The following is a 19,304-nucleotide window of genomic DNA, read 5'->3' as shown; positions in this document are numbered from 1 at the left end:
GCCGCCGTACGCCAAGCCCAAGGCAGCCTATCCGATGGCATCGGCCGGGACACGGTCGGTGCCTTTCGGTTTTCGGGCATCCCCGTCCAATGCATGGCTATCTTTTCCGTGGCTTGCGCCTATTCGGCCGCAGCACGGACCGGGCGATCCGCAACGACTGACCTAACGTTACGACCGCGTCCCGGCACCGGGCTTTCCGTTTCAAATCGGAACCATGACCGGCCCGCCTGGGGTCCGCGCTTGAGTGCTGCAAATTTCCGCAGCCGAAACCGGTTGATCAACTGCAAGTCGTATGCGAGAACCCTCGCGAGGATGAAGTTAACACTTCATTTAAATGCGCAACCGCAAGCGCAGACATGAAAAAACGGGGCACACATTCCTGATGGGCACCGAAGCCGACCCCCGGTCACTTCCCGACGAGACAGATCCCCAGGCCGCTCCTCCGATCGTCGGCATCGGTGCCTCGGCCGGTGGCCTGTCCGCCCTCGAGACCTTCTTCGAAAACTGTCCCTCGGAGTCCGGCGCCGCCTTTGTCGTGATTCAGCACCTGTCGCCCAAGCACAAAAGCCTGATGGCAGGGCTTCTGGCGCGGCGCACGGCGATGCCGGTCAGCATGATCGAGACCGACACGCGGGTCGCGGCGAACCATGTCTACCTGATCCCGCCGGGCACGGTGATGCGCATCGATCGCGGTGTGCTGCGGCTGGCCCCGCGCAATGAGGGATTGTCGCTTCCCATCGACATCTTCTTTTCGTCCCTCGCGGAAGATTGCGGCGACCGGGCCAGCGGCATCGTGCTGTCGGGCACCGGCTCGGACGGCACGCGCGGCGCCATCGCGATCAATGCCGCAGGCGGTCTGGTCCTGATCCAGGACACCAAGGAGGCCAATTTCGACGGCATGCCGATGAGCGTGCGCCGCGCCGGGGTGGTCGATGCCGAACTGCCGGTCAGCGACCTGGCGCGGCGGGTTCTGGAACACCGCAGCCGCCCGCCTAAGATCCCGTTCGGCCCGGAACAGGATGCCGAGACCGGCCAGAGTGCCGCCGGATCGGACGGATCTTCGGGCGAAACCGACTCGCTGGAGGTGATCTTCCAGGCGCTCGAGGACGCGACCGGCACCAATTACCGGCTCTACAAGGGCTCGACCATCCTGCGGCGGATCGGTCGGCGGATGCAGGTTCTGGGCCAGCCCGATCTGCAAAGCTATGTCGACCTGATGCTGTCCTCGCCGGGCGAGGTCACGGCGCTGAACCGTGAGCTGCTGATTTCCGTCACCCGCTTCTTCCGTGACGAAGACGCCTTCCGGGTGCTCGAGGAAACCGTCGTCCCGCGGATCGTCGAGTCTCTGGGCCCCGACCAGACCGCGCGCGCCTGGGTCGCCGGCTGCTCGACCGGCGAAGAGGCCTATTCGATCGCGATCCTGCTGCACGAGGCGTTTCAGCGGGCCGGGCGTGCGCCGATGGTCAAGGTGTTCGCCACCGATGTCAGCCAGGACAGCCTGCAATTCGCCTCGGCGGGCATCTATCCGGCCTCGGTCGGGGCCGAGATCAGCCCCGGGCGGATGGAACGGTATTTCATCGCCAATGGCGACACGGTGCAGGTGTCGAACGAGTTGCGGCAATCGCTGGTCTTTGCCCGGCACGACCTGCTGTCGAACCCGCCCTTCACCCGGATGGACCTGGTCAGCTGCCGCAACACGCTGATCTATTTCCGCCAGGACGCCCAGAAGGACGCGCTGTTGCGGCTGCAATACGCGATCCGCAAGGCCGGGTTCCTGTTCCTCGGCAGCAGCGAGACGCTGTCCAGCCTGCAGAACGGGTTCCAGCCGATCGATTCCAAGCACAAGGTCTTCGTCCGGGTCTCGGCGCGGCCCTCGGGACAGTTCGACCTGTCGGCGCTGAAATCCTCGACCCCGTTCGATCACGGCCTGAAGTCCCGTCAGTTCGCCGCTGACAGGGACAGCCGCCCGGTGATGAGCGCGCGTGCCTTCGGGACCCGCGGTCCGGTGCGCGAAAGCCTGACCGACATGGCAATCAACGCCCTGCTCGACGCCTGGGCGCCGCCGTCGATCCTGGTCAACGACAAGCTTGAGGCGATCCATTTCTTCGGCGACCTGCGTCCCTTCCTGCTGACCCGGTCGGGCGCGGCCAGTCTGGAACTGGTGCGGCTGCTGCCCAAGACCCTTGTGGCGATGGCCAGCGTCCTGATCCATCAGGCGATCGAGACCGCCCAGGCCCATGCCTCTGAACAGATCGAGGTGCGGCTGGAGGACACTGCCAGCGTGCTGCGGCTGCATGCCATTCCCTTCGCAAGCTCCGAGCTTGGCGCCTGCGTTCTGCTCAGCTTCGAGAAGATCGAGCGCGAGCCCCGGACAACGCCCGAGGGCGAGAAGCAGATCGACCTGACCGCGGTGGCGCAGGCCCGGATCGACATCCTCGAACGTCAGCTCGACTCGACCCGGGCCGATCTGCAAACGACGATCCAGGAACTCGAAACCTCGAACGAAGAACTGCAATCGACCAACGAAGAGCTGATGGCCTCGAACGAAGAGCTGCAAAGCTCGAACGAGGAATTGCAGTCGGTCAACGAAGAGATCAACACGGTCAACGCCGAATACCAGGAAAAGATGGCCATGCTGAACCGGCTGAACGCCGATCTGACCAGCATGATCCGCGCCGTCGGGGTGGCGACCGTGTTCCTCGACGAGGCGCTGCTGATCACCCGGTTCTCGCCCGATGCCTGTTCGGTCTTCAAGCTGCGCGAAAGCGATGTCGGGCGGCCGTTGGGCGACATCGCCCACAGGCTGAAATACCCCGCCCTGCTGGACGACATCCGCGACACCATCCGCACCGAGGTCAGCTTCGAGCGCGAGGCCGTGGCCGAGGACGGGGCGCTCTACCGGGTGCGGATCATGCCCTATGCGGTGCAGTCCTCCGGCCATCGCGGGGCGGTCGTCACCCTGACCAACGTGACCGTCTATCGCGACCTGGCGCGCTTGCAGGGGGTCATCGACGCCCTGCCCGAACATATCGCGGTGCTGGATTTCGACGGCACCATCGTCCTGACCAACAAGGCCTGGACCCGCTTTGCCCGCGCCAATGGCGATTCCGGGCTGGAACGCTGCGGCCCGGGCGCGAACTATCTCGATGTCTGCCGGTCTCCCATGCCGGGCCAGCCGGTGCCGTGGGACCCCGAAGACCAGCGAATCGCCCTGCGCGCGCTTGAGGGGCTGAAGTCGATTCTCGAGGGCAGCCAGACTTATTTCGCGCTTGAATACCCCTGCCATTCGCCGAGCGAACAGCGCTGGTTCTACATGACCGCCGCGACCGTGGCCGGAAGCGAGTTCGGCGCCGTGGTCAGCCACATCGAAATCACCTCCTGGTTCCGGAATATGAAACAGGGTTGACGTTGCGTCCTCCAAACGACGCAACGTCACGACCGCTAACCCTCAAAAAACACTGCCGGATTTCCCTGTCGCGCTAAGGTTGTTTAATGGTTCGTTAGCATTGTCGAACGACAGTCCGGACCGTTGGCGTGACTGCACCGAGGACTGTGCCAGAAATGGGACGACACGATGCGCCGGTTCCCCTGCCGGCTGCGGAAAGCGGTGGGACGAGTGACTTCGAGAGGGCTTCCCCCCAGCCCTCCGAGCCGCCGTCCCGCGTTCGGCGCCGGGCGGCGGCCGAAGACTGGAGCATTCTGGCACCGGGCAGCGTGCAGACCAGCGCTGACCATCTGGAACTGGTGCAGGCCGAACTTGAACTTCAGAACCAGGAGTTGCTCGAGGCGCATGCCGCCTCGGAGAGGGAGCGTCAGAAATACCTCGCCCTTTTCGAACACCTGCCGCTGCCCGCGGTCGTGCTGGACCGGGCCGGGGTGGTCCGCGAGGCCAACGACTCGGCCGCTGCGGTCTTCGGCTTTCCCTCCGTCGATCACCTCTACAACCGCTCGATCTACCGGATGCTGGACCAGGATTCCCGCAGCCGCGTGCATGCCTACCTCTCCGGGAGCCAGTCCCGGACCGAAGCCTTCCCCCAGCCCACGGCGATCGTGCCCGTCCATGTCGGACGCCCCGGCGACGGGGTGCATCTGTCCTATCACGCCCATCTGGCGCGGCTGCCGTCCTGCGCCCATGACGGCGACCGGGTTCAAATGCTGCTGGTCGACCGCCATGCCGACGACCGCCAGGAACGCGATCTGCGCTGTCGGCAGATGCTGAGCGACGCGACCTCGACGCTCTTCCACGCCTTCGACCTGACCGGGAACCTGATCTTCAGCAACCAGGCGACCAGTGCCCTGATCGGCAACCGCAAGGGCCTGTCGGTCGACCAGCGGCGCGATTTCGACGGGCTTCTGGGCTCGCGTGCGCTCGATATCGAGGTGCTGATCTCGGGCAAACCGGCCAGCAACCATGGCAGTTTCGCCCCGACCCCGGACAACCGGCGCAGCTTCCTGATCCAGAAATTCCCGCTGCGCGACGAAAGCGGCAAGGTCTTTGCCGTCGGCGGCACCTCGACCGATGTCAGCGCGCTGATGGCCGGCCATAACGAACTGTTCGCCGCGTTCAGCATCGCCAACGACCTGGCCAATCGCGACCCGCTGACCGGGCTCAACAATCGCCAGTGCTTCCTCGAGCATCTGCGCTCGGCCATGGCGCAGCTCGACCCGACGAGCAAGGGGCTGGTGCTGGGCTTTCTCGATATCGACGCCTTCAAGGACATCAATGACGGCATGGGCCACGAGGTGGGCGATGCCATCCTGTCGGCCTTTGCCGGCCGCCTCGAAGAGGCGATGGGCGACCGGGCCTGCGTCGGCCGGTTCGGCGGCGACGAATTCCTGCTGTTCATGTCCGACGCCGCGCCGGAAGAGGCCGAACAGATCCTGCACCGGACGCTGGGCGAAATCCGCTCGCCCTATGAAATCGGGGGCACCCGCGTGCTGCTGACCTGCAGCATCGGGCTCAGCCATTATCCGCGCGACGCAGGCACTGCCGAGGATCTTCTGCGGGCCGCCGACATGGCGCTGTATTCCGCGAAATCGAATGGCCGCGACCGGGTCTTCCATTTCAAGGAAAGCCTCCGCTTTACCAGCGAGCGTCGCCTTCAGGTGTTCAGCGCGCTGCGCAAGGCCCTGTGCGAGGACAGCTTCCGTCTGGTGTTCCAGCCCAAGTTCGACATTGCCGACCGCGGCCGGATCGTCGGTGCCGAGGCGCTCTTGCGCTGGCGCGATCCGCAGCTTGGAGACATCTCTCCGGCCGAATTCGTGCCGCTGGCCGAGGCCAACGGGCTTTACAATGCGCTCGACCTGCGGGTGCTCAAGCTTTTCGCCCGGCAACAGGGCGACTGGATCCGGCGGGGCCTGCAGGTTCCGATTTCGGTCAACATCTCGGCGCGGTCGCTGCAGACCACCGAACTGGTGCCGACGGTTCTGGCGCTGCTCGACTATCACGACATCCCGCCCGAGCTTCTGCTGCTGGAAATCACCGAAACCGGGCTGATGAACTGCACCACCGAGGCCACCCGGAACCTCGCCAATCTGGCCGATGCGGGCGTGCGGATCTCGATCGACGATTTCGGCACCGGCTATTCGTCGCTGGCCTATCTGCAGAAGCTGCGCCCGAGCGAACTGAAGATCGACCGCAGCTTCATCGCCCAGCTGAACGCCCGCGACGGAGCCTCGGACAGCATCGTGCGCGCCATGCTGGCGCTGGCCGAAAGCCTGCAGCTGACGACCGTGGCCGAGGGCATCGAGAACGAAGACCAACTGGCCTGGCTGGCCCAGAACGGCTGCGGTTTCGGCCAGGGCTTCCTGGTCAGCCCGGGGCTCGAGATCCCGGCCTTCGAATCCCTCGTCGCCGCGTAAGACGGCGCGAGGCGGGGAAGACCGCCCGCCCGGACCCTGCGTCCGGGCCAAGACGGACAAGCCCACGGGGCGGTGCAACGCGCCGCCCCGTTTCGCATCGGTAGTGCGCGTCGCGGAAGCCTCAGGCGCCGAGTTCGCGCACGGTGATGGTATAGGCAAAGCCTGACGGCTCCAGCTCGTCGCGCCGCCGCCCGGCGGATTCGGCCTGCGGATACATCAGGAACGGCAGCGGCCCGTTCGCCGATCCGGGCAGCGTCACGTCATGGGCGGCGTTGAGGGCGATCCAGTTGCCCTCCCAGGCACCGAACAGACCGGCACGCACCGCCTGCACTTCCGGATCGGCCAGCGTCAGGGTCTTTGGCGGCTCCTCGAGCACGACCTTGCGCACATCGGCCGGATCGGCGGGCACCCAGCCGAAGCCGTCCAGATAGACATCCGCCCGGCAATGCTGGGCCTTGGTCACATCGGACGACCCCGCGCCGAGGCTCTTGTAGCCAAAGGCCGAGGGCGCCACGCGAAGGCCGTAAAGATCGCGCGCCGGCAGCCCGGCGGCCCGGGCGAGCCCCACGAAAAGCGCGTTGAGATCGGCGCATTTCCCGGTCAGGTCGCCGCTTTTCAGCATCGATGCCACGTCGCCCAGCCCGCAGCCCCGGGTCTTGGGATTGCGTTCGGTGCTGTCGACCACCCAGTCGTAGATCCGCCGCGCCTTTTCCAGATCGCTGTCCGCGTCGCCGACGATGTCCATCGCCGTCTCGTGGACGATGCCGTCGGTCGGGATCAGCGCGGTCGGGGCGGTGTGGCGGGCGCGTTCGGCCTCGGACAGGGGCGGAAGATCCCGCGGGCGCGACAGATCGACGGCCCGGTCCTGCGCCGAGGCAACGGCCGTGACCACCAGGTCGGCAGGCGCGTCGGCGGCGGGCCACACCGCCTCGACAAACCGTGCGCCGGTGGCGCCGTCGGTCTTGAGGCCCGCGCGCTGGGCATTGGTGGTCCATCGCGCGGCGCCCGCCTGCATCCAGTCGCCCTCGGTCATCGCGGGCACCGGCACCCAGGCGCGGACCGGTTTTCCCACCCGCGGGATCGCCAGCCGGGTCGTGATTTCGAACCGGCGCCAGCCCGAGGGCTCGGGGGCGAACCGGGCCGCAGCCGGGCGCGGCAGCGCCATCCCAAGCGCCATCGCAGCCCCTGCAGTCAACACCGCCCGTCTCTTCATCGTCATGGCAAAGGTCCCTCCCTGCCGATCCGGGGCCCCGGCTCGGCCAAAGCGGGGGCCTATGCGGCGGGATCTAGCCCGGACAGAGGGATTGCCCAGACGCCCGTTCGCCGAAGGGAGATCAGCCCGCGACCGGCAGGCGCTGGCGGACCAGCGTGGTCCAGTAGGAACAGCCCCAGCCGATGGCCTCGTCGTTGAAATCGTAGCGCGGGTGGTGCAGGCCCTCGCTCGGCCCGTTGCCGATATTGATCAGCGCGCCCGGCACCTCGTTCAGCATGAACGAGAAATCCTCGCCCCCGAGGGTCGGCGGCATGTCGGTCGTGACCGCGCCCTCGCCCGCGACCGCACGCGCGGCGGTGGCGGCCAGATCGGTCTGGGCCGCGTGGTTCACCGTCACCGGATAGTGGCGGATATACTCGACCCGGCCGGTCGCATCGCAGGCCGCGGCGATGCCCTCGACCATCTGCTTGAGCCGCGCCTCGATATGGTTGCGCACCTCCTCGCGCAGGTTGCGCACGGTGCCGGTGATCGAGATGTCCTGCGGGATCACGTTGAACGCATCGCCCCCGTGGATCGAACACAGCGACACCGCCGCGCTGTCGATCGGGTCGATGGTGCGCGAGGTCAGGGTCTGCACCGCCTGGATCACCGCCGCCGCGACCGGCATCGGGTCGATGGTGGTGTTCGGCCGCCCGGCATGGCCGCCCCGGCCCGAAACGGTGATCCTGACCTCGTCGACCGAGGCCATGATCGGCCCCGGCGCGATGGTGAACTGCCCGACCGGCAGGCCGGGGCGGTTGTGCATCCCGTAGACCTCGTCGCAGGGCCAGCGGGCGAAAAGCCCGTCCTCGATCATCGCCTTCGCGCCCGCGCCCCCCTCTTCGGCGGGCTGGAAGATCACGATCACGGTGCCGTCGAAGGCCCGGCTGTCGGCCAGATGCCGCGCCGCGCCCAGCAGCATGGTGGTGTGCCCGTCATGGCCGCAGGCATGCATCTTGCCCGGCACGGTCGAAGCCCAGTCGGCGCCGGTTTCCTCGCGGATCGGCAGCGCGTCCATGTCCGAGCGCAGCCCGATCATGCGCCCCGAGGCATTGCTCTGGCCCCGGATCACGCCGACGACGCCGGTGCTGCCGATCCCTTCATGCACCTCGTCGACTCCCGCCGCGCGCAGCGCCTCGGCCACCTTCGCCGAGGTGCGCGGCAGATCGTACAGAAGCTCGGGATGGCGGTGCAGGTCGTGGCGGAATTCGACCAGTTCCGAGATATGCTTTGCGACCCAGTTCTCGACGGCCATCCTTCAGTCCTTCTTCTTCATGCGATACCGGAAATCGCAGTGGGTCGCGCCCTTCATGATCGTCTGGGTGCGGGTCATCTCGATCTCGGGATTGTAGCCGATGCAAAAATCGCCATCGCGGTTGCAGGACAAGAGATGGCCGATATCGCCGATCCCCATCTCGCGATACATCTCGGCATAGCGGCAGCGGGTGACGTTGAAATCCATCTTTTCCGACGACATCTCCAGCGGCTCGATTTCCAGCGCGTCTTCCTTCGTCCAGTTCGGCAGGATCGCGGCGTAGTCCACCAGATCCGGGGCGTGGTCGAGACCGGCGGCCAGCGCCCGGCCCTGCTCGATCGCCGAGCGCGAGCAGGTCTCGCCGATCACCGCCTCGGCCTCGGCCCGGCCCGCGCGTTCCGAGATCACGTCGAAGACATGTTTCAGGATCATCGCCTCGATGCGGCGGCGTTCGAGGATCGGCAGGTCGTTCATTCTCTTGGCTCCTCGCTCAGAGATCGGGTTCGGTCAGGTCCTTGCGGCGCAGCCAGGCCAGATAGGCCGGGGCCATGCGGGTCAGCAGCGCGTGATAGGGGAAGGCCTGCGGCTCGGTCACCGGCAGCGCCAGCCCGCGCGGGTCCTCGCCCGCGACGGCGCGCGCCATCTCGCGGCCAAGCGCGGTGCCCAGCGCGACGCCGCGCCCGTTGCAGCCGACCCAGGCCCAGCCGTCGGGGCCAAGCCGGTGGATGCGCGGGAAGCGGTCCCAGTTCATCGACAGATAGCCCGACCAGACATGGGTCATCTGCGGCACGCCAAGCTCGGGGAAAGCCTCGGCCAGGTTCTGCGCGGCCTTGGCCTCGGCCCGCCCGGCATCGTTCCAGCCCGGAATGATCGCGGCACCGGTGATCAGCCGGTTGCGGGCGTCGTAGCGGAAGAAGCGCAGATCGCCCCGCGTGTCCGACACCGCCTGCCGCCCGGGCAGGATCCTTGCACGCAGGTTCTCGCCCAGCGGTTCGGTCGCCATCTGCCAGGAATGGACGGGAATGAAGCTGCGCGCGATCTTCGGCGCCAGCCCGCCCGCCAGCTTGCCCGTATAGGCGTTGCTGGCTAGGATCAGCGCGCGCGCCCGGACCTTGCCGGTCGCGGTCGCCGCGACCCATTCGGCGCCCTGCCGCTCGAACCATATCACCGGGCTTTGTTCATGGATCACCGCGCCATGGCTTTCGGCCGCGCGGGCCAGTTCGCGGGCCAGCGCCAGCGGGTTGATATGCCCGCCCGAGGGCGCATACATCCCGCCATGCCAGAAGTCGGTGCCCAGGATCTCGGCGGTTTCCCTTGCGTCCTTCAGCGAGACGTCGAAGCCGAACCTTTGCCAGGCCTCGACCCGCTTTTCGCTCAGCTTGACGCGGCCCGGCGAATGGGCGGGCTGGAACCAGCCGGTCTGTTCGGCCTCGGCCTTCAGACCTTCGCGGCGGACGATGTCGAAGAGCAGCCCGGCCGAGCCGCCGATCAGTTCGGCAAAGCGCCGCCCGGTCTCGCCGAACCGCGCGACCCAGGCATCGGGCTCGGCCGCGGTCAGGGTCGGGATCACCTGGCCATTGTTGCGCCCCGAGGCGCCCCAACCCACGGCCTGACCTTCCAGCAGCACGACCCGCTTGCCCTCGCGCGCCAGATGGAGCGCCGCCGACAGCCCGGTGAACCCGCCGCCGATGATGACGGTATCCGCCTCGACACTGCCCGAGAGCGGGGGCGCCGGGGTCCGGGCGGGCGCGGTATCGGCCCAGAGCGAGGGCGGGAAGGTCACGGGATCGGTCATGCAGGGGTCTCCTCGTCGGTCAGCGCGGCATGGGCCTCGTCGGGCAGCCAGAACCAGCGCAAGGCCTCGTCATCGGCATCAAGAGCGGTGCCGGCGGCGGTGGGGGCCGCGGCCCGGCCGTTTTCGGCCAGACGGGCCGCCTCGGCAAGGCAGGTCTCGAAATCGGGGGCGGCCGCGTCGTCCTCGGGCAGCGCCCAGAGGTCCGAAAGGTTGCCGGGCGGCGGCGCGGGCTCGGCGCCCAGCGCGCGCCAGACCCCATGCGCAACGTCCAGCCGGTACAGCGGCAAGAGCGCCAGCCCGTTTTGCGCAATGAAGACCAGCGCCCGGGCCAACCGGTCGATATCCTCGTCCGAGAAGAAATAGTTCACGCCAAGCCGCACCCAGCCGGGTCGGAACGCGGTATGGCCGCGTGCGACGGCCTCGGAAAAGCGGTGGCTGCGGGCGTCGTCGATCTCCAGCAGATGGTGGCCGTAGGGCCCGGCGCAGGAACAGCCGCCGCGCGCCTGGATGCCGAAAAGATCGTTCAGCAGCGCCACGACGAACCCGTGATGCAGATGCCGTGCGCCGATCCGGATGTTGAACGAGAAGATCCCCAGCCGGGGCGCGTTCCGCGGCCCCAGAAGCTCGATCCCCGGCTCGGCGGCCAGCGCGGCCTCGAGGCGCACGCGCAATTCGCCTTCGCGGGCCTCGATGGCCTCGGCGCCAAGCTCGGTCTTCAGCGCCAGCACCATGCCCGCGCGGATATTGCCGACGATCGAGGGCGTGCCCGCCTCTTCGCGCGCCTCGACCGCCTCGACATAGCATTGCTCGGCCGCGCTGACGAAGCTGACCGTGCCGCCGCCGACCACCGTGGGCCGGGGCGTGCTCAGCAGCGCCCGGTCGGCGATCAGCAGGCCCGAGGCCCCCGGTCCGCCCGGAAACTTGTGCGGCGAGACCAGCGCCGCGTCGATCCGGTCGCCCGCGCCGGGTGCGCTTTCGGCCATCCGGATCGCGACATAGGGGGCGGCGGCGGCAAAGTCGATCACGCACCAGCCGCCCGCCGCGTGCAAGAGCCGTGCGACCGCGCGGATATCGGTGCGGATACCGGTCACGTTCGAGGCAGCCGAGAAGGCCCCCACCATAAGGGCCGCATCAGCATGGGCCGCGATTTCGCGTTCCAGCGTCCCGAGGCAGAGCGCCCCCGCCGCATCCAGCGGAATACGGACCAGCTTCGCCCCGCTTTCGCGCCAGGGCAGGTCGTTCGAGTGATGCTCATAGGGACCGACGAAGACCACCGCCTCGGGGCCGAGCTGCCCGGCGCGCCCGCCCATCTGCAGCGCCCGGACCAGCTTGTCGGCGGCGCCGGTACTGCCCGCACCGCAGAAGATAACGGCATGGGCCTCGTCCGCGCCCATGCCCTCGCGCACCGCCGCGCGCGCCAGTTCACGCAGCTCGGTGGTCCGGCGGCCGGTATAGGAGGTTTCGGTGTGGGTGTTGCCGTAGGCCGGCAGCACATGGCGCCGGATCGCGTCCTCGACAAAGCCCAGCGCCCGGCCCGAGGCGACATAATCGGCATAGATCAGGGCGCGCGGGCCGAACGGGCCGGGAATGGCGGCGCCCTCCCCGATCAGGGCACGGCGGATGTCTTCGAAATGCAGTGACATGGGATAGTCCTTCAGGCGGCGTCCGTTGCCAGGTCGGGCGGCGTCCAGCCGCGACCCGGGATCGAGGCCAGAAGCTGTTGCGTATAGGGATGGCTCGGCGCGGCAAAAAGCTCGGCAGTGACGCCGGTCTCGACGATCCGGCCCTTCTGCATCACGATCACCCGGTCGCACAGCTGGGCCGCCACCCTCAGATCGTGGGTCACGAACAGAACCGACAGGTCGAGCCGGTCGCGCAGGTCGGCCAGAAGCTTCAGCACCTGCGCCTGCACCGAGACGTCAAGCGCCGAGACGGGTTCGTCGGCAACGATCACCTTGGGCTCCATCGCCAGCGCCCTTGCGATGCCGATCCGCTGGCGCTGCCCGCCCGAGAATTCATGCGGATAGCGCGTGGCGGCGGCGGGCGAGAGTTCCACGAGTTCCAGCAATTCGCGCGCGCGGGCGCGGGCGGCCTTGGGGTCGGCGCCATGGACGATGGGCCCCTGGGCGATCAGATCTTCGACCCGCTTGCGCGGGTTCAGCGAGGCCATAGGGTCCTGGAACACCATCTGGATATGGCGCCGCATCTCGCGCAGCTCGCGCGGCGAACAGGCCAGCAGGTCGGTGCCGTCGACCTCGACCGCGCCGCAATCGGATTCCAGCAGCCGGGTCACGATCCGCGACACGGTGGTCTTGCCCGAGCCGCTTTCTCCGACGACGCCCAGCGTCTCGCCCCGGCGCAAGGTGAAGGACAGGTTGTCGACCGCCGTCACCGGCGCGCGCTTGCCCGAGATCAGGCTGCCGCGCGCGGCGAAGGTCTTGACCAGTCCCTCGGCCCTCAGGACCACCGGCGCATCCCGGAAATCGCGCGGGCGCGGCGGCACCAGTGCCGGGATCGCGCCGATCAGCGCGCGGGTATAGGGATGTTTCGGCCGGTTCAGCACCTCGGCCGCGGTGCCCTGTTCGACCATCTCGCCCTTGCTCAGCACCACCACCCGGTCGGCAATCTCGGCCACCACGCCGAAATCGTGGGTGATGAACAGAATGCCCGCGCCTTCCTTTTCCTGCAGCTCGCGGATCAGCTTGAGGATCTGCAGCTGCGTGGTGACATCGAGCGCCGTGGTCGGCTCGTCGGCGATGATCAGTTTCGGCTCGCAGGCCAGCGCCATGGCGATCATCACCCGCTGCCGCTGCCCGCCCGAAACCTGATGCGGATAGGCATGATAGACCGACCGGGGGTCCGGGATATGCACCAGATCGAGCAGTTCCAGCACGCGGGCGCGCCGCGCCTTGCGGCCCAGCCCGGTGTGCAGCCGCAGCACCTCGTCGATCTGCCAGCCCACGGTCTTCTGCGGGTTCAGCGCGGTCATCGGCTCCTGGAAGATCTGGGCGATGCGGTCGCCGCGGATCTGCTTCATCTCGCGCTCGGACAGCGCCAGCAGGTCCTGCCCCTCGAAGCGGATCGAACCGTCGGCGACGCGGACATGGGGTTCGGGCAGAAGCCGCATGATCGCGCCCGCGGTCAGCGACTTGCCGGACCCGCTTTCGCCGACGAGACAGACGATCTCGCCGGGGTTCACGCTCAGGTCCAGGCCCGACAGCGCAAAGGGCCGGTCTGCCCCCTTGGGCAGGGCGATCCTGAGGCCACGGATGTCGAGAACGGGATCGGTCATTGTTTCTTCTGCCTCGGATTGAGCGCGTCGTTCAGCCCCTCGCCCAGAAGCGAGAAGGACAGCACCGTCAGCACGATGGCGATGCCGGGAATGACGGCGCAGTACCAGTCGGTGCGCAACACCGCGCGGCCCTGCCCGATCATGTTGCCCCAGCTGGCATGGTTGGGATCGCCGAGCCCCAGAAAGGCCAGCGCGCTTTCCAGAAGGATCGACAGCGCCATGATGACCGAGGCGTAGACGATCACCGGCGGCAGCGCGTTGGGCAGGATCTCGCGAAAGATCAGCGCCCCGTTCGAGACGCCCAGATTGCGCGCCGCATCGACGAATTCGCGGCTTCGCAGCGACAGGAACTCGGCCCGCACCATCCGCGCGGGCGCGGTCCAGGACACGATGGCGATGGCCAGCGTGATATACTCGATGGATGACCCCAGGATCGCCACCAGCGCCAGCAAAAGCACGAAGTTGGGGATGGTCTGGAAGGCCTCGGTCACGCGCATCAGCACGTCGTCGACCCAGCCGCCGAAAAAGCCCGCCAGCGCGCCCACGACAACCCCGATGGCAATCGACAGCAGTGTCGCCAGAACGCCCACCAGCAGCGAGATCCGCGCCCCGTGGAACAGCTGGGCCAGGATATCGCGGCCGAGCTGATCGGTGCCAAGCGGCACGGCCCAGTCGGTGAAGGGCTTCGTCAGCGGGTCTCCCGCGCGGCGGAGCGGGTCGGTGGGCTCGATCAGCCCGGCCGTCGCGGCCATCACGAGCACGGCCCCGAACAGCACCAGCCCCAGCAGGGCGGCGCGGTTGCGGGCGAAACGGCGCCAGAGCGCGACGGCGGGTGCGGGTTCGGCGCGCGGCAGGTCTGTGGTCGCGGCGGTCATTTCAGGGCGATCCTTGAATCGAGGCGGGCGTACAGCAGGTCGGTGAGGAAGTTCACGATGACGACGATGATCGCACAGAGGAAGATGATGCCCATCAGCATGTTCATGTCGCGCTGGATCACCGACTGATAGGCCAGCTGGCCAAGGCCCGGCAGCGCGAAGATGGTCTCGACCACCACCGAGCCGCCCAGCACGGTCGAGAATTGCAGCCCCAGCAGCGTGACCACCGGCAGAAGCGCGTTGCGCATGATGTGATGGATCATCAGCCGGGTCTCGCCCGCACCCTTGGCCCGCGCGGTCCGCACGAAGTCCAGATCGGCAACCTCAAGCACGCTGGCCCGCATCAGCCGCAGATAGAAGGACAGGTAGATCAGCGACAGCGCCGCCGTGGGCATGATCAGGTGCAGCGCGACGTCAAGCACATGGTCCCAGCCGGTATAGAAGGCCGCGACATCGCTCAGCCCGCTGACCGGCAGCCAGCCCAGCTTGACCGAGAACAAGAGGATCATCATCAGCGACAGAAAGAAGCTGGGCGTCGCGTAGAAGATCAGCCCCAGCGTCGAGATCGCGTTGTCGGTCAGCGAATAGGCGCGCCGGGCGGCGATGGCGCCGAGGCCCACGCCGATCGAGAACGCCAGCGAAAGGGAGGTGCCCATCAGCATCAGCGTGGTGCCCAGCCGTTCCCACAGGATCGCCGCTACCGGCTGTTCGTAGACGAAGGACCAGCCGAAATCGAACTGGATCAGCTTGGCCATGTAGCGTCCGAGCTGGACCCAGACCGGTTGGTCCAGCCCGTATTCGGCGCGCAGCCGCGCGATATAGGCGGCATCGGCCCCGCCCATGTCGCCGACCAGCGCATCGACGGTATCGCCGGGCGCCAGCTTCAGCAGCAGGAAGGTGCCCACCATGATCAGGATCACCACCGGCACGGCCTGCAAAAGCCGCCGCAGCGCATAGGAAAGGACTTGGGTCAGTTGCATGTCGGGGGTTCCGGAAGGGGGCCAGGCCCGGACGGTCGCGCCGCCCGGACCCGGGGTCATCGGATCACTTCTCGAGCCAGAGATCGTACCAGCTCGACGAGTTCCAGCGCGGGGTGTTGTGGTGGTTGTGCAGCTTCTGCGAGGTGACCGAGATGAAGGGATGCTCGATCGCGAAGATCACCGGGATCTCTTCCATCGCGAGCTTCTGGATCGCGTGATAGTCCGCGGCCCGCTGGTCGGGGTCGAGCTCCGCCTGGGCCTCGTCGATCATCCGGTCCATCTCGTCGGACTGCCAGCCGAACTGGTTCGACCAGGGCGTTCCCGCGGGCGAGCCCGAGCGCAGCCAGACCATGGTCGACACCGCCGGGTCCGACCGGAACTGGTGCCAGCCGTTCGCGGTGTCGAAATCGTGGTCGCGATAGACCCCATTCAAGAAGCCCGGCGCGTCATTGGTCAGGATCTCGACCTCGATGCCGATCTCCTTCATCGCCTGGGCGAAATACTCGGCCCAGAGCTGGGTATATTCGCCCCAGGGCGCAGGCCGGTGGCGCAGCTTGAACCGGATGCCGTCGGGCCCTTCGGGATAGCCGGCCTCGTCCAGCATCTTCTTGGCCAGCTCGGGATCGTAGGCATAGGTGGTCACGTCATCGGTGTAGTTCGCGCCGCCCGCGGACGGGATCGGACCCCGGCCCGGCTTGGCATAGCCGCGCATGATGGTCTTGATCGCATAGTCGATGTCGAGCCCGTGATAGATCGCCTGCCGCACCTTAAGATCGGCGAGGATCGGGTTGCGGTGATTGAACTCGACGGTCGAGTGGGCGACGTTGTTCTCGTAGCCTTGGGTCCCGACATCGAAGCCGTCCATCTTCGAGAACCGCTCGATATCGGCCATCGAGACGCCGTTGAAGCCGGATTCGTGGATCTCGCCCGCCTCGATGGCCGCCGCCGCCGCCGACTTGTCGGGGATGAAGCGCCAGACGATGCGGTCGAGATAGGGGTATTCCTTGCCGCGCCAGTAATCGTCGTTGCGCTCGGCGATCACGTATTGCCCGCGCTTGTACTCGACGAACTTGAACGGCCCGGTGCCGACCGGCGCGGTATTGTGCTCGTTCCGCATGATGTCGGTGCCCTCGTAAAGATGCTTGGGCACCGGATGGCCAAGATCGGGCATTGCAGCGACGAACAGGTCCAGCGGCATCGGCTGGGAATAGTTGAACACGGCCGTATGGGGATCGGTGCAGTCGACCGACTCGAGGTACTGCTGCAGCGTCGAGGAATAGTTGAGCAGCGGCTTCCAAAGCTCCATCGCCGAAAAGGCGACGTCGTCGCAGGTGAAGGGCTCGCCGTCGTGCCAGTTGACGCCCTCGCGCAGCTTGACCGTGATGTGCAGCCCGTCCTCGGTCGAGGACCAGTCCGTCGCCAGCACCCCCACGGGGCCGTCATAGGACTTGTCGATCAGCGGCTCCATGATCTTGCCGGTGATGTTGTAGACCCCGGTCGAGGCCCGCAGCGCGGGGTTCAGGATGCGCTGTTCCGAGGGCATGTGGATGATGGCGGTGCCGCCGTGCCGCGGCTCCTGTGCCGCGGCGGGTCCCGCCAGGGCCGAGACGGCAGCCCCGGCCAGAAGCCAGCCCCATGCCGATCCGCAGGCCGATCTGCTGGTCGTGATCATGTCGAAATCCCTGTTGTTATGGTCTTGCCATCCGGGCATGCGCCCCGGAAGCGTCCGCCCGACCAAAAAGCGGCAACCCGACAGCAACGTCAATGCAAATTTTGCGCCCCAACGATGATTTTCGGAAGGACATCCTACCTTTTTGGCTATACTGCGCGAAAACATTCCCCCATATTCGCAGAGAGGGTGAACAAATATGCAGAACTGTGTCTGGATCACGGGCGCCGGTTCCGGAATTGGCGCGGCCATGGCGCGGGCTTTCGCCGGGGCGGGCTACCGCATCGCGCTGACCGCGCGTTCGGAGGACCGCCTGACCGCGCTGGCCGAGGAACTTGGCGGCTCCGGCGACCGGCTGCGGGTCCTTGCCGGCGATGTCACCGACCGGGCGCGCATTCTGTCAATTGCCGAAGAGATCGTCCAGTGGGCGGGGCGGATCGACGTGCTGTGCAACAATGCAGGGCTGAACGTGCCGCTCCGGCGCTGGGACGAGCTTGACTGGGACAGCTGGGACCGGGTGATCGCCACCAACCTGACCGGCGCGCTGAATGTCATCGCCGCGGCGCTGGGGCCGATGCGGCGGCAGAAATCCGGCGTGATGATCCATACCTCGTCCTGGGCCGGGCGGTTCCATGCGCCGGTCGCGGGCGTGCCCTATGGCGCCTCGAAACACGCGCTGACCGATCTCAGCGCCAGCCTCAACGCGCAGGAGGGCGAAAACGGCATTCGCTCGACCGCGCTGTGTCCCGGCGAGGTGGCAACGCCCCTGCTGAACGGACGGCCCGGCTTCGACCCGGCCCGCGCGGCCGAGGTGATCCAGCCCGAGGATGTGGCGGCACTGGCGCTGCAGGTCGCGGGCATGAACCCCAATGTCGCGATCCATGAAATCACCTTTGCGCCGGTGCTGCGCGCGCCCCGCTGACCCGCCCGTTGAACTGAAGGAGCTTCCGATGAGCCATCCCGTAAAAGGCGTCGATCACGTCTTCCTGCTGGTCGAGGATCTCGACCGGTCGGCCGAGGCCTACCGCCGCCTGGGCTTCACGCTGTCGCCGAAGGGCCTGCACAGCGCGGCCAAGGGCACCGCGAACTACACCCTCATGTTCCCCGCCGATTACATGGAGCTGCTGGGCATCGTGACGCCCACCAAGGGCAACGCGCCCCGGCGCGAGGCTCTGGCGCGCGAGGGCGAGGGGCTGCGCGCGGTCGCCTGCCGGATCGACGATGCCGACGCCGCCAAGACCGCGCTGGACGCGCTGGGGATCGCGACCGGCGAGGTTGGCCATTTCGAACGTCCGGTGCCGTTGCCGGGCGGCGGCACCGCGCCCGCGGCCTTCGCCACCCTGCCCTACGCCGAGGCCGAGCTGCCCTTCGGGCTGGTCTTCATGTGTCAGCACAAGACCCGCGAAACCGTCTGGCTGCCCGAGCTTCTGACTCATCCGAACCGCGCTTGCGGTCTGGCCGCGATATTCGCCCAAAGCGCCGATCCCGAGGCCGCGGCAACCCGGCTGGCCCGGCTGTTCGCCGCCGGAGCGGTTCTGCCCATCGAAGGCGGGGCCAGGGTCGAGACCGGCTTGAACTCGGCGCCGATCCTCTGCCTGACCGGGGCCGCTCTGGCCGCGCGCTTCCCCGGGCTCGACCTGTCCGCGGCGCCCGCCGAGGGATTTGCCGGGCTTGCGCTCAAGTCCGACGACATGGCGGCGACGGCAGCCTGCCTGGCCGGGGCCGGACTCGCGCCGGTCGAAACCGCCGACGGTCTGGCTTTGGCGCCCGCCGATTGCGCCGGGGCAGTGCTGGAGTTCGTTCCCGCATGAGCACCGGCCGCAAGACCCGCGGGGCGGACCGGAAATCGGCCGAGATGCCCGATTTCGACGAGATCGACCGCAAGATCCTCGAGATCCTGCAGCGCGACGCCGATCTGGCGGTGAACGCGCTGGCCGATATCGTGGGGCTCAGCCCCACCCCCTGCTGGCGGCGGATCAAGCGGCTGGAAGAGGCGGGCGTGATCAAGGGTCGGGTCGCGGTCGTCGATCATGCCCGCGCCAATGTCGGCATGACGGTCTTCATCGGCATCACCGCGCCCCGGCACGAAGCCTCATGGCTGAACAGCTTCCGGGCGCTGATCGACGACATCCCCGAGATCGTCGAGGCTTACCGGCTGACCGGGGCAACGGACTACATCCTCAAGGTCGTGGTGCCCGATATCTCGACCTATGACCGGGTCTACAAGACGATGATCGAGCGGCTCGATTTCTCGCAGATCAATTCCTCGATCTCGATGGAAGAGCTGAAATTCACCACCGCCGTGCCGACCAGCTATCTGTGAC

14 protein-coding genes are annotated in these 19,304 nt (G+C 67.3%); 5 read left to right on the top strand and 9 right to left on the bottom strand.

The window, feature by feature from the left end:
• Positions 1-382 precede the first annotated feature (382 nt).
• Together C8N38_RS07825 and C8N38_RS07820 are read left to right on the top strand one after the other, a co-directional pair.
• Positions 383-3,406 carry a chemotaxis protein CheB gene (locus C8N38_RS07825; protein ID WP_158272325.1) on the top strand — a complete coding sequence of 1,008 codons (3,024 nt, stop codon included), beginning with the start codon at positions 383-385 and terminating at the stop codon, positions 3,404-3,406.
• A 308-nt stretch (positions 3,407-3,714) separates the two neighbouring features.
• Positions 3,715-5,862, top strand: a complete 2,148-nt coding sequence (locus C8N38_RS07820) for a putative bifunctional diguanylate cyclase/phosphodiesterase (RefSeq protein ID WP_158272324.1) — start codon at positions 3,715-3,717, stop codon at positions 5,860-5,862.
• A gap of 121 nt (positions 5,863-5,983) precedes the next feature.
• Here C8N38_RS07820 and C8N38_RS07815 read toward each other — a convergent pair whose 3' ends face one another.
• The 9 genes from C8N38_RS07815 to C8N38_RS07775 all read right to left on the bottom strand — a co-directional run bounded on the left by C8N38_RS07815 (position 5,984) and on the right by C8N38_RS07775 (position 16,983).
• A complete protein-coding gene (locus C8N38_RS07815; protein WP_108025840.1) occupies positions 5,984-7,081 on the bottom strand; it encodes a transglutaminase-like domain-containing protein in 1,098 nt (365 codons plus the stop codon).
• Positions 7,082-7,196: 115 nt separating this feature from the next.
• Complete coding sequence (locus tag C8N38_RS07810; protein WP_108025839.1) at positions 7,197-8,369, bottom strand: M20 aminoacylase family protein; 1,173 nt, start codon at positions 8,367-8,369, stop codon at positions 7,197-7,199.
• Between the two features lie 3 nt (positions 8,370-8,372).
• Complete coding sequence (locus C8N38_RS07805) at positions 8,373-8,843, bottom strand: L-2-amino-thiazoline-4-carboxylic acid hydrolase (protein WP_108025837.1); 471 nt, start codon at positions 8,841-8,843, stop codon at positions 8,373-8,375.
• 16 nt (positions 8,844-8,859) lie between these two features.
• The gene (locus tag C8N38_RS07800; protein WP_108025835.1) at positions 8,860-10,164 is read right to left on the bottom strand and encodes an NAD(P)/FAD-dependent oxidoreductase; all 1,305 of its coding nucleotides are present in this window, start codon (positions 10,162-10,164) and stop codon (positions 8,860-8,862) included.
• The gene (locus C8N38_RS07795; protein WP_108025834.1) at positions 10,161-11,807 is read right to left on the bottom strand and encodes an aminotransferase class V-fold PLP-dependent enzyme; all 1,647 of its coding nucleotides are present in this window, start codon (positions 11,805-11,807) and stop codon (positions 10,161-10,163) included. Before C8N38_RS07795 ends, C8N38_RS07800 begins: the two co-directional genes overlap by 4 nt.
• A gap of 11 nt (positions 11,808-11,818) precedes the next feature.
• Entirely contained in the window at positions 11,819-13,456 is a 1,638-nt protein-coding gene (locus C8N38_RS07790; protein ID WP_108025831.1) for an ABC transporter ATP-binding protein, read from the bottom strand.
• Positions 13,453-14,331, bottom strand: coding sequence for an ABC transporter permease (locus tag C8N38_RS07785; protein ID WP_108025829.1), 879 nt, complete (start codon positions 14,329-14,331; stop codon positions 13,453-13,455). Before C8N38_RS07785 ends, C8N38_RS07790 begins: the two co-directional genes overlap by 4 nt.
• The gene (locus tag C8N38_RS07780) at positions 14,328-15,311 is read right to left on the bottom strand and encodes an ABC transporter permease (RefSeq protein WP_108025827.1); all 984 of its coding nucleotides are present in this window, start codon (positions 15,309-15,311) and stop codon (positions 14,328-14,330) included. Before C8N38_RS07780 ends, C8N38_RS07785 begins: the two co-directional genes overlap by 4 nt.
• A gap of 64 nt (positions 15,312-15,375) precedes the next feature.
• Entirely contained in the window at positions 15,376-16,983 is a 1,608-nt protein-coding gene (locus tag C8N38_RS07775) for an ABC transporter substrate-binding protein (RefSeq protein WP_108025955.1), read from the bottom strand.
• Between the two features lie 196 nt (positions 16,984-17,179).
• On the opposite strand from C8N38_RS07775, the gene C8N38_RS07770 reads away from it, so the two are divergent.
• From C8N38_RS07770 to C8N38_RS07760, 3 genes are read left to right on the top strand one after another with little or no spacing between them, the layout of a single operon-like run.
• Positions 17,180-17,902, top strand: coding sequence for an SDR family oxidoreductase (locus C8N38_RS07770; RefSeq protein WP_108025825.1), 723 nt, complete (start codon positions 17,180-17,182; stop codon positions 17,900-17,902).
• A 28-nt stretch (positions 17,903-17,930) separates the two neighbouring features.
• A complete protein-coding gene (locus C8N38_RS07765) occupies positions 17,931-18,791 on the top strand; it encodes a VOC family protein (protein WP_108025823.1) in 861 nt (286 codons plus the stop codon).
• Entirely contained in the window at positions 18,788-19,303 is a 516-nt protein-coding gene (locus tag C8N38_RS07760; protein WP_245895598.1) for an Lrp/AsnC family transcriptional regulator, read from the top strand. Before C8N38_RS07765 ends, C8N38_RS07760 begins: the two co-directional genes overlap by 4 nt.
• The last annotated feature ends 1 nt before the right edge of the window (position 19,304 follow it).

The organism is Rhodovulum kholense (assembly GCF_003053725.1).
Taxonomy (GTDB): Bacteria; Pseudomonadota; Alphaproteobacteria; order Rhodobacterales; family Rhodobacteraceae; genus Rhodovulum; species Rhodovulum kholense.
The sequence above is the reverse complement of the archived record's forward strand: the minus strand, read 5'-3'. Positions and strand labels throughout refer to the sequence as shown.